At 58.0% G+C, this 10,831-nt stretch carries 9 protein-coding genes; 2 read left to right on the top strand and 7 right to left on the bottom strand.

Translation table 11 applies throughout. The features are described 5' to 3' along the window. Positions 1-152 precede the first annotated feature (152 nt). The 4 genes from hemG to pepQ are packed head-to-tail and all read right to left on the bottom strand — an operon-like array spanning position 153 to position 4,136. Positions 153-686: a menaquinone-dependent protoporphyrinogen IX dehydrogenase gene (hemG, locus tag HFD92_RS17855; protein WP_111208467.1), complete on the bottom strand. Its 534-nt coding sequence runs from the start codon at positions 684-686 to the stop codon at positions 153-155. 17 nt (positions 687-703) lie between these two features. After that, a complete protein-coding gene (trkH, locus tag HFD92_RS17850; RefSeq protein WP_009088529.1) occupies positions 704-2,155 on the bottom strand; it encodes a Trk system potassium transporter TrkH in 1,452 nt (483 codons plus the stop codon). A gap of 32 nt (positions 2,156-2,187) precedes the next feature. Next, a complete protein-coding gene (locus HFD92_RS17845; RefSeq protein ID WP_111208468.1) occupies positions 2,188-2,805 on the bottom strand; it encodes an IMPACT family protein in 618 nt (205 codons plus the stop codon). Beyond that, on the bottom strand, positions 2,805-4,136 hold the full coding sequence (gene pepQ / locus HFD92_RS17840) for a Xaa-Pro dipeptidase (RefSeq protein WP_111208469.1): 1,332 nt from the start codon (positions 4,134-4,136) through the stop codon (positions 2,805-2,807). The genes HFD92_RS17845 and pepQ overlap by 1 nt, the downstream gene beginning before the upstream one ends. Positions 4,137-4,322: 186 nt before the next feature. On the opposite strand from pepQ, the gene fadB reads away from it, so the two are divergent. Continuing rightward, positions 4,323-6,506 (top strand): fatty acid oxidation complex subunit alpha FadB, encoded by a 2,184-nt coding sequence (gene fadB / locus HFD92_RS17835; RefSeq protein WP_111208470.1) that lies wholly within the window; start codon positions 4,323-4,325, stop codon positions 6,504-6,506. Between the two features lie 10 nt (positions 6,507-6,516). Further along, positions 6,517-7,680 carry an acetyl-CoA C-acyltransferase FadA gene (gene fadA, locus HFD92_RS17830; RefSeq protein ID WP_167429410.1) on the top strand — a complete coding sequence of 388 codons (1,164 nt, stop codon included), beginning with the start codon at positions 6,517-6,519 and terminating at the stop codon, positions 7,678-7,680. Between the two features lie 68 nt (positions 7,681-7,748). Here fadA and fre read toward each other — a convergent pair whose 3' ends face one another. From fre to pepE, 3 genes are all read right to left on the bottom strand, one after another. Beyond that, positions 7,749-8,450 (bottom strand): NAD(P)H-flavin reductase, encoded by a 702-nt coding sequence (fre, locus tag HFD92_RS17825; protein WP_009088519.1) that lies wholly within the window; start codon positions 8,448-8,450, stop codon positions 7,749-7,751. Positions 8,451-8,491: 41 nt separating this feature from the next. Further along, on the bottom strand, positions 8,492-9,976 hold the full coding sequence (gene ubiD, locus HFD92_RS17820) for a 4-hydroxy-3-polyprenylbenzoate decarboxylase (RefSeq protein ID WP_009088516.1): 1,485 nt from the start codon (positions 9,974-9,976) through the stop codon (positions 8,492-8,494). Positions 9,977-10,056: 80 nt separating this feature from the next. Then, positions 10,057-10,782, bottom strand: a complete 726-nt coding sequence (gene pepE, locus HFD92_RS17815) for a dipeptidase PepE (RefSeq protein WP_058958179.1) — start codon at positions 10,780-10,782, stop codon at positions 10,057-10,059. Between the last annotated feature and the right edge of the window lie 49 nt (positions 10,783-10,831).

The following is a 10,831-nucleotide window of genomic DNA, read 5'->3' as shown; positions in this document are numbered from 1 at the left end:
GGCGGCTCAGTCTCCTGAACCTTCAACCCGTTTCCCGTTGCCGGTGTGCCGTGTCGATGGAGGCGCATTATAGGGAGTTCGCGCGGGCTGACAAGCGTTTATTGCGAAAAGATTACTGTTCGAAGTAATTTTCACCAAATCGCGCTATTTCGCTACGATTTGCCTGGTAACTGTGCAAATTCATGGGCAAAACGGCTCACCTGTTGCCAGTCCGTGTATTCCACTTCTTTCGTTGCATCGGTTTCACCGCCGGTCATACGCATAATCAGCTGAATCATCACGCGGTCAAACCAGCGATAGCGGGGATAATAGAGCGCCCCTGCAAATACGGCACAGCAGTCAGGCTGCCATGGAGACTGCAATAAGAACTTCCGGGTATAGGCATTCGTTTCAGGAGTACGCTTCTCAGGTTTGCGTGCCGTGAGGTTTACCGAAAAGAAACCGCTGGTACGCTGCTGCAGCGCAGGGAGATGTTGCTTAACGAAGGTCTCGACGACCGGCTGAAAATGGCCATAGCGGATCGAGGCGCCAATCAGTACGCGATCATACTGTGTCCAGTCAGGCACAGCGGCATCCTGGATGTTCAGCACATCACACGGCTGCTGCTGCCGGATGGTCTCCGCAAGAGCGGAAGCAATCTTCTGCGTTTGCCCGTCGCGGGTGGAATAGAGAATCAGCGCTTTCATGTCAGCATCCTTATTAATTATTCACGCCAGAAAGTAGGCGTGAACAGCACCAGCAAGGTGAAAACCTCGAGACGCCCGAACAACATGGTAGAGATAAGTATCCATTTCGCCACATCATTCATAGACGTGAAGTTGTCTGCCACGACGCCTAAGCCCGGCCCGAGGTTATTCAGCGTGGCGGCAACGGCAGCAAAAGCGGAGAAGTCATCGACGCCCGTGGCGATGATCGCCAGCATGCTCACCAGGAACACCAGCGCATAGGCCGAGAAGAATCCCCAGACGGCTTCCAGGATACGCTCCGGCAGCGCACGATTGCCCAGCTTGATGGTGTACACCGCATTCGGGTGAACCAGACGCTTAAGCTCGCGGTTACCCTGTTTGCACAACAGCAGAATGCGGATCACCTTCAGGCCACCCCCGGTTGAACCGGCACAGCCACCAATGAAAGCTGAGCACAACAGCAGAACCGGCAGGAACAGCGGCCAGCGAGCGATACTGTCGGTCGTGAAACCCGCCGTCGTCGCCATGGACACCACCTGGAAAAAGGCCTGGTTCAGGGTCTGCCAGCCGCTGGCATAGACATTGTGGAACCAGAGCACCACCGTACAGATCAGAACCAGCGTCAGCTGAACGCCGATAAACATGCGGAACTCCGGGTCCCGCCAGTACACGCGCAGGTTACGTCCGCTTAGCATGGAAAAGTGCAGGCCATAGTTGCAGCCGGAGATCAGCAGGAACACCGCCACGATAGTATTGATGGTGCTGCTGTTAAAGTAGCCGATGCTGGCATCATGAGTTGAGAAGCCGCCAATGGCGATGGTCGAAAAGCTGTGGCCGATAGCATCGAACGCCGGCATGCCCGCCAGCCAGAGTGCCAGCGCACAGGCTACGGTCAGCAGAACATAGATCAGCCAGAGTGTCTTGGCCGTCTCGGCGATGCGCGGGCGCATTTTATTGTCTTTCAGCGGTCCCGGCATTTCAGCGCGATAGAGCTGCATGCCCCCGACGCCCAGAATCGGCAGGATGGCTACTGCTAACACGATGATCCCCATCCCGCCCAGCCACTGCAGCATCTGCCGGTAGAAGAGGATGGCCTTAGGCAGCGAGTCCAGCCCCACCAGCGTGGTGGCTCCGGTGGTTGTCAGGCCCGAGAAAGATTCAAAGAACGCATCCGTGACGGAAAGATGCGGCTGCTCCGCAAAGATAAAGGGCATGGCCCCTACGCTGCCCAGTACCGTCCAGAACAGGACGACGATCAGGAACCCTTCGCGGGGTTTGAGTTCGGTTTTCTTTTTACGGTTCGGCCACCACAGCAGCGAGCCGATCACCAGCGCCATCATAAATGTCTGGCTGAACGCCCGTCCCGCGCCATCGCGATAAATTAATGCGACGAGGCCGGGCAGAATCATTGTCACTGAAAAAAGAATTACCAGCAGACCGACGATGCGGGTAATGGCGCGAAAGTGCATTCAGCCGTTCCTTTAAATAAGAGAGATGAACATCATGGTGTGAGCGGGATCAGCGACAACGCGCCCCGGCTAAAGTCTGACAGATTTTTTTTGAACCCCTCTATCTGTCCATAAGGCAATGCCAGCGTCAGCGCAATACGATCCTGATAGTGGCTGTCGGTCACCTTACCTTCAAAACGCTGCACCAGCCGTTCGATATCGCTGTGCTGTGCATAGTCGCATTGCAGCGTGAAAACCATCATCGGTACTTTGCGCTGCCGCGGTAACTGCTTCAGTCCCTGCTGGACGCCACCGCCATACGCCTTCACCAGGCCACCGGTGCCCAGCATAATGCCGCCGTAATAACGCACCACCACAGCGGTCACCTCGCCAATACTGGCACCCATCAGCTGCGCCAGCATCGGTTTCCCGGCGGTGCCCGACGGCTCACCATCATCCGAAAAACCGAGCTGCTGAGAGTCATCCGGCGCACCCGCCACCCAGGCCCAGCAGTGATGCCGGGCAGCAGGATGCTCGCTTTTCACCTGCTGGACAAAGGCGCGCGCGGCCTCTGTCCCCTCGGTGTGCGCCAGCAGCGTAATAAAGCGACTCTTTTTGATGGTTTCCTCGCTGATGCTCACGGCCAGCGCGGGAATATCAAAAGCGTCCATCAGGCCAGATGCAGATCGCGGGTCATGTTTTCAACGCGGTTTGGATGGATCACCACGTTATCTTCGATGCGAATGCCGCCATAAGGCCGAAGCGCATCAATCGCCTGCCAGTTAAAGTGCTGACTGAAACGGCCCTGACGCAGCGGCGCCAGTAACGAGTCGATAATATAGAAGCCCGGCTCGATGGTTAAGACCATGCCGGGTTGCAGCACGCGGGTGCAGCGAAGGTAAGGATACTGCGCAGGCGCGGCGAGATGGGTGCCCTGCTCATCCTGCATAAACCCGGCAACGTCATGCACCTGCAAGCCCAGCGGATGCCCCAGACCGTGTGGCATAAATGGCCCGGTCAGATCTTCAGCCACCAGCGCCTCTTCGCTGATTCCCTGCACCAACTCAAACTTCAGCAACATCTTCGCAATACGCTGGTGCATCTGAAGATGATAATCGGTGTAGCGCACACCCGGTTTCAGCGTGGCGATTAAAGCCAGCTCTTCGGCGTTCATCGCCTCCACCATTCTGGCATAGAGCGAGCTGCTCTGCGCCGCATAGCTACGGGTCAGATCGGCGGCGTAGCCCAGATATTCGGCGCCCGCATCAATCAGGAAGCTGTGACGTTTCGCCGGTGGCTGATGATCCAGGCGGGTGTAGTGCAGCACCGCCGCGTGTTCATTCAGCGCAATGATATTGCCGTACGGCACATCGGTATCACGATGGCCGGTCGCGGTCAGGTAAGCCTGATTGATGTCAAATTCGCTCAGGCCCGCAGAGAACGCCTCTTTGGCCGCGCGATGCCCCGCAACCGCCAGCTTCTGCGCCTGACGCAGACAGGCCAGTTCATAGTCGGTTTTGATGCTGCGATGGTAGTGCAGAAAGTCGATGACCGCTTTAGGGTTGATGTTGTCTGAGGAGATTCCGAGCTGCGCCGCGCGTGCATTAACCGGCCCGATATAGGCGACATTATCACGCTGTGCAGGGAGCAGGTGCGCAATCTCATCTGCGTTTTTCAGGCCGATAACCTCGACATCTCCGGTCCAGAAACTGTCCGGCAGCGGTTCAACGTTATGCCAGTAATCCACCGGAGAGTAGAACCACAGTTTCGGCTTGTTCACGCCATCGATCCAGAGCCAGCAGTTAGGCACCTGCGTGACCGGCACCCAGGCTTTGAACTGCGGATTCACCTTAAACGGATAGGTGTGGTCATCCAGAAACACCGTCAGCAACTCACCGGAATGGATCAGCATCGCATCCAGTTTATTGCGTGCCAGCACCTGCTGCGCCCGTTGCTGCAACGTGGCGATGTGCGCGTGATACAAGGTCTTCAGTGAATCCATAGCCGTCTCTCCCGTGTCGCGAAATGGCCGCAGTTTAGCATACCCCTTGCTCAGATGCCGAAGCCGGCGTGGCTGTGATCTTGTTAGCAAATAAGCAAAGAGCGGTTTGCAAAAAATTAACATCACTCCCACACTCACGATCATCTGGTATGACCAGATCACCTTTCGCGGTTTCAGGAGACGCACATGCTCTACCAAGGCGCTAACCTTACCCTTCACTGGCTGGACGATGGCATCGCCGAGCTGGTTTTTGATGCCACAGGCTCAGTCAACAAGCTGGATACGCAAACGGTCGCCAGTCTGGGCGAGGCCATTGCGGTCCTGGAACAGCAGCCAGCACTGCGCGGCCTGCTGCTGAGCTCCGCTAAACCCGCCTTTATCGTGGGCGCGGACATTACCGAGTTTCTTTCCCTGTTTGATGCCCCCACCGAAAAGCTGAGCCGGTGGCTGAGTTACGCCAACAGCATCTTCAACCGTCTGGAAGATTTGCCCGTGCCCACCCTGGCAGCCATTGATGGCTATGCACTGGGTGGCGGATGTGAGTGCGTCCTGGCGACCGACCTGCGCATCGCCACTGCGGATGCCCGCATCGGCCTGCCGGAAACCAGACTCGGCATCATGCCAGGCTTTGGCGGCAGCGTAAGGTTGCCCCGCCTGCTGGGAGCCGACAGCGCGCTGGAAATTATTGCCGCCGGTAAAGATGTGGATGGCAATGCCGCGCTGAAACTGGGCCTGGTCGATGCGGTGGTTGCCCGTGACAAACTGCGCGAAGCGGGCATCACCATGCTCAGAGCGGCCGCCGAAGAGGGCAGCTGGCAGGCGCGCCGTGCGCCTAAACTGGCCCCGCTGAAGCTCAGTCCGATCGAGGCGGCGATGAGTTTTACCATTGCGAAGGGCATGGTGATGCAGACCGCAGGAAAACATTACCCCGCTCCGCTGATGGCGGTAAAAACCATTGAGGCCGCGGCCAGTCTCGGTCGCGATGATGCGCTGAAGCTTGAAACGGCTGCATTTGTGCCGCTGGCGCAGTCTGACGAAGCGCGCGCACTGGTCGGCATCTTCCTCAACGATCAGTACGTTAAAGGGCTGGCAAAAAAACGCGCCAGCGAAAGCGGCGCACCTGCTCAGGCGGCAGTGCTGGGCGCAGGCATCATGGGCGGTGGCATCAGCTACCAGTCTGCCTGGAAAGGCGTGCCGGTCAGAATGAAAGATATCAATCCACAGGCGCTGACGCTGGGGATGAATGAAGCCAGCAAGCTGCTTAACACCCAGCTGGCGCGCGGAAAAATTGACGGTAACAGGCTGGCCAGCGTCATCGCCACCATCCAGCCCACGCTGGATTACGCCGGTTTTGAACTGGCCGACGTGGTGGTGGAAGCGGTAGTCGAGAACCCGCAGATCAAGGCTAAAGTGCTGGCTGAAACAGAGCGGCACCTGCGTGACGATGCCGTTCTGGCCTCGAATACTTCGACCATTCCTATCAGCCAGCTGGCGCAGGCGTTGCAGCGCCCGGAAAACTTCTGTGGCATGCACTTCTTTAACCCGGTGCCGCGTATGCCGCTGGTCGAAGTAATCCGGGGCGAGAAAACCAGTGAAGCGACCCTCGGCAAAGTGGTGGCCTGGGCCAGCAAAATGGGTAAAACCCCTATCGTGGTCAACGACTGCCCCGGCTTCTTTGTTAACCGGGTGCTGTTCCCCTACTTCGCCGCTTTCAGCCTGCTCCTGCGCGATGGCGCAGATTTCCGCCAGATAGATAAGGTCATGGAAAAACAGTTTGGCTGGCCGATGGGGCCGTCATGGCTGCTGGATGTCGTGGGCATCGATACGGCGCACCATGCGCAAAGCGTGATGGCTGACGGGTTCCCGGACCGCATGAAGCATGACTATCGCGACGCGATCGATCTGCTGTTTGAGGCTGGTCGCTTTGGCCAGAAAAATGGCAAAGGCTTCTGGCGCTGGGAAGAAGATAAAAAGGGCAAGCCAAAAAAAGTGGCCGATGCCGATGTCGATACGCTGCTGCAACAGGCCTGTCAGCCCGCGCGAATCTTCAGCGATGAAGAGATTCTGAACCGCATGATGCTGCCGATGCTGAACGAAGTGGTGCGCTGCCTGGAAGAGAAGATTATCGCCTCACCGGCTGAAGCCGATATGGCGCTGGTGTATGGCCTCGGCTTCCCGCCTTTCCGTGGCGGGGCTTTCCGCTATCTCGATACTCTGGGCAACAGCAACGTGGTGGATCAGGCCCGGCGTTATAGCGGCCTCGGTGGCCTGTATGCCCTGCCTGCCCTGCTGCTGCAGAAAGCCCATCAGCATGAAAGCTGGTATCCCGCCGCCAAACCGATTGATGAAGCCGCGCTGAAAAGCGCCTGAGGGCAAGAAGATGGAAAATGTGGTGATTATTGATGCCGTGCGCACGCCAATGGGCCGGTCAAAAGGCGGCGCCTTCCGTCATGTGCGCGCCGAAGATCTCTCTGCGCATCTGATGCGTGAACTGCTGAGCCGTAACCCGACGGTGAACCCGGCAGAGCTGGATGACATTCTCTGGGGCTGCGTGCAGCAGACACTGGAGCAGGGATTTAATATCGCACGTAACGCTGCCCTGCTGGCCGAAATTCCCCACACGGTGCCAGCCAGCACCGTCAACCGGCTGTGTGGCTCTTCCATGCAGGCGCTGCACGATGCCGCCCGCGCCATTATGGTCGGTGATGCCCGGAGCTGTCTGATCGGTGGCGTGGAGCATATGGGGCATGTGCCGATGAACCACGGCGTCGACTTTCATCCCGGGCTTAGCCGGACGGTTGCCAAAGCCGCAGGGATGATGGGCCTGACGGCAGAAATGCTGGCGCGGATGCATCATATCAGCCGTGAGCAGCAGGATGCATTTGCCCTGCGTTCGCACCAGCGGGCCTGGCAGGCCACCCGGCGCGGCGACTTTGCGACAGAGATTGTCGCCACCTATGGTCATGACAGCGACGGCATCCTCAAACGTTATGATTTCGATGAAGTGATCCGTGAAGAGACCAGCGCCGAAGGCCTGGCGGCGCTGAAACCGGCTTTCGATCCGGTGAATGGCACCGTGACGGCGGGCTCCTCGTCAGCGTTGTCAGATGGCGTAGCCGCCATGCTGGTGATGAGTGAATCACGCGCCCGCGAGCTGGGGCTGACGCCGCGCGCCCGCATCCGCAGCATGGCCGTGGTGGGCTGCGATCCTTCAATCATGGGCTATGGGCCGGTTCCGGCCAGTAAGCTGGCGTTAAAACGGGCGGGACTGAGCGTCAGCGATATCGACGTCTTTGAGCTGAACGAAGCCTTTGCTGCGCAGACACTGCCGTGCATCAAAGATTTAGGCTTGCTGGAGCAGCTGGATGAAAAGGTCAATCTGAATGGCGGCGCGATTGCGTTAGGCCATCCGCTGGGCTGTTCCGGCGCGCGTATCAGTACCACGCTGCTAAACATTATGGAACGACGCGATGCCAGCCTGGGTCTTGCCACCATGTGTATCGGGCTGGGCCAGGGCATCGCAACCGTATTCGAGCGTCTGTAATACGTTGCGTTTATTTTGTCAGATTTACCCGCCGTTACCGGCGGGTTTTTTCTGTCTGCTGCCGGCGATCAGATAAAGGCAAACGCATCGCCATACATCTGTGACTCGACTGCGCCACGCTCGGCACAGAAACGATCGCGGGCAATCTTCGCCATCTCAAAGCGTCCGGCGATGTAGATCTCATGTTCGCTCAGCGTGCTGAAATCCTGCATCACCGCGGTCAGTACCGTACCGGAACGTCCCTGCCAGCCCGCTTCAGGCTGTTCAACAACCGGGATCACTTTCAGGTTCGGGTGCTTCACCGCCAGCGCATTCAGCTCGTCCAGATCGTACAGATGCTTAAGCTCACGTCCGCCCCAGTAAATGGCGATATCGCGCTCCGGCTGTTCCGCCAGCGCGGTGAGCAGAATCGAACGGGCGTAGGAGAAGCCGGTGCCGCCTGCAATCAGGATCAGTGGCTTACTGCTCTCTTCGCGCAGCCAGGCGTCACCGTGCGGCATATCGACGGTGATCTGGCGATCGTTGCGGATCCGATCCATCACCGCCATCGCATAGAGGTTGAGATCGGACGCGCCGATATGCAGCTCAATAATATCTTTTTCCATCGGCGTTGAGGCCAGTGAGAACGGACGCTTATCACGCTCATCCATCACGACCATCAGATACTGCCCCGCGCGAAAACTGAATTCCGCTTCAGGGATCAGGCGAACGCGATAGACCGTGTCGGTAATCGCCTCAACCGAAGTTACTTTACAGCTTAACGTTGTCATGCGTTCCCTCTGTCGGGTCGTCTTTATGGTTGTGCTCGCCATCAACGCTGTGGCGGCTGATCAAGAATACCTAGCTCATCCCAGATAGCATCAATGCGCGCCGTGACCGCAGGATCTTTAACAATGGGCGTACCCCATTCACGCTGCGTTTCACCCGGCCACTTATTGGTTGCATCAAGCCCCATCTTCGACCCCAGCCCGGAAACCGGCGAGGCGAAATCGAGATAGTCGATAGGGGTATTTTCGACTAATACCGTATCACGGGCCGGATCCATTCGCGTGGTGATCGCCCAGATCACGTCATTCCAGTCGCGCGCATTAACATCATCGTCACACACAATAACAAATTTGGTGTACATGAACTGCCGCAAAAATGACCAGACGCCAAACATGACACGTTTGGCATGCCCTGCGTACTGCTTTTTAATCGTCACAACCGCCAGCCGGTAGGAGCAACCTTCAGGCGGCAGGTAGAAGTCCACGATCTCCGGGAACTGCTTAATCAGAATCGGTACCAGAACTTCATTCAGCGCCACGCCCAGTACGGCGGGTTCATCCGGCGGACGTCCGGTATAGGTGGAGTGATAGATCGGCTGACGACGCTGCGTGATATGCGTCACGGTAAATACCGGGAAGCTATCCACTTCATTGTAGTAGCCGGTGTGGTCACCGTAGGGACCTTCTGGCGCCATATCGCCCGCTTCGATATACCCTTCCAGCACGATTTCCGCACTGGCCGGCACTTCGAGATCGTTCGACAGGCACTTCACCACTTCCGTTTTGTTGCCGCGCAGCAGACCGGCAAACGCATATTCTGACAGCGTGTCAGGCACCGGCGTCACCGCGCCGAGGATGGTGGCAGGATCGGCGCCCAGCGCGACCGAAACCGGAAAACGTTCACCCGGATGCGCTTTCGTCCACTCCTGAAAATCAAGCGCACCGCCACGGTGCGACAGCCAGCGCATGATCAGACGATTTTTACCGATCACCTGCTGACGGTAAATACCGAGATTCTGGCGCTCTTTGTGAGGGCCGCGCGTAACGGTCAGTCCCCAGGTAATCAGTGGTGCGGCATCGCCTGGCCAGCACTTCATGACCGGAATACGCGTCAGATCGACCTCATCACCGCTGAACACCTCTTCCTGACAGGGCGCATTACGCAGCCGTTTGGTCGGCATGTTCAGCACCTGCTTAAACTGCGGCATTTTATCGAACAGGTCGCGGAAGCCTTTTGGCGGCTCAGGCTCTTTCAGGAAGGCCAGCAGCTTACCCACTTCACGCAGGGCGCTCACCTCCTCCTGCCCCATGCCCATGGCCACGCGCTTAGGGGTGCCGAACAGGTTGCACAGCACCGGCATATCGTACCCTTTCGGGTTTTCAAACAGCAGGGCGGGGCCACCGGCACGCAGCGTGCGATCGGCAATCTCCGTCATTTCCAGTTCGGGATCGATGGACTGGGTAATGCGCTTTAGCTCACCGCGCTGTTCAAGCAGCGCGAGGAAGTCTCTCAAATCGTGGTATTTCATGCGGCTTTAACATTCCGGCCAGAGTGAATCGGCCATTATAGGTCTGATTACGCGGAGTTGCTGAGGTTTATACCGCAGCCTCATACGCACTGAAAGGGAACCAGCGGCTGCAGTGCGCGGGTATCGTGCATTCCCTGAATCGGGTCACCGTGACGAAACAGCTTAAAGTCCTCGTTTCGCACGCTGTGATAGCGCAGCTGGTTGTCATGCAGGTGCAGAAAACTGCCTTCACGCAGGGCAATCACCGACTCCGTCGGATTGACCGCGCAGAACTCCGCCAGACGCTCATCGCGGGTTTCGCCCATATGGCCGCTGACGCTGGCATCAAGATAGTGGGGATTGATCTGCACCGGGAAGAGTCCCAGCGCGGGCAGCACTACACTGCTGCGCACCGGCATATCGTTGGTGGTGCGGATGGAGGGCGTCGCCACATTGCAGCCCGCGCTCCAGCCGAGATAAGGCACCTGTCGCTCACGTACCGCACGCTGGATCGGGACGATGAGATCCTGCTCATGCAGCATCTGGTTCAGAAACCAGGTGTTGCCGCCGCTGACCAGAATCAGTTCTGCCTGTGCAATCGCCTCAGCCGGTGAGGCGAAGGATTGAACCAGCCTGACCGGGATGCCCAGAGAGGCCGTGAGTTCGGCGGCGCGCTGCTGCTGATCGCCCCGGATTATCGCGTAGGGGATCAGGACCGCCGAGCGGATAGCGCGTCGGGCGATCATCGCGTGCAGCTGCGGCTGCGCATAACCCAGCAGCGGCGCATCGTCCGCCAGCCTGCCATTGCTCAACAGAAAGAGTTCCATCAGACGTTCCTTTTGCAGGGGTGAAGGTTATCGAGTCTGATACAGAGCC

Origin of the sequence: Pantoea sp. EKM101V (assembly GCF_011800325.1) — a bacterium.
Classification (GTDB): domain Bacteria; phylum Pseudomonadota; class Gammaproteobacteria; order Enterobacterales; family Enterobacteriaceae; genus Pantoea; species Pantoea anthophila.
Note: the sequence above shows the minus strand (reverse complement) of the source record. Positions and strands in the feature narration are given on the sequence as shown.

Excerpts from the sequence above, each read along its gene's own strand:
- ubiD (WP_009088516.1), bottom strand. The coding sequence starts at position 9,976 with ATGAAATACCACGATTTGAGAGACTTCCTCGCGCTGCTTGAACAGCGC.
- pepE (WP_058958179.1), bottom strand. The coding sequence starts at position 10,782 with ATGGAACTCTTTCTGTTGAGCAATGGCAGGCTGGCGGACGATGCGCCG.
- pepQ (WP_111208469.1), bottom strand. The coding sequence starts at position 4,136 with ATGGATTCACTGAAGACCTTGTATCACGCGCACATCGCCACGTTGCAG.
- trkH (WP_009088529.1), bottom strand. The coding sequence starts at position 2,155 with ATGCACTTTCGCGCCATTACCCGCATCGTCGGTCTGCTGGTAATTCTT.
- fadA (WP_167429410.1), top strand. The coding sequence starts at position 6,517 with ATGGAAAATGTGGTGATTATTGATGCCGTGCGCACGCCAATGGGCCGG.
- hemG (WP_111208467.1), bottom strand. The coding sequence starts at position 686 with ATGAAAGCGCTGATTCTCTATTCCACCCGCGACGGGCAAACGCAGAAG.
- fadB (WP_111208470.1), top strand. The coding sequence starts at position 4,323 with ATGCTCTACCAAGGCGCTAACCTTACCCTTCACTGGCTGGACGATGGC.
- fre (WP_009088519.1), bottom strand. The coding sequence starts at position 8,450 with ATGACAACGTTAAGCTGTAAAGTAACTTCGGTTGAGGCGATTACCGAC.
- HFD92_RS17845 (WP_111208468.1), bottom strand. The coding sequence starts at position 2,805 with ATGGACGCTTTTGATATTCCCGCGCTGGCCGTGAGCATCAGCGAGGAA.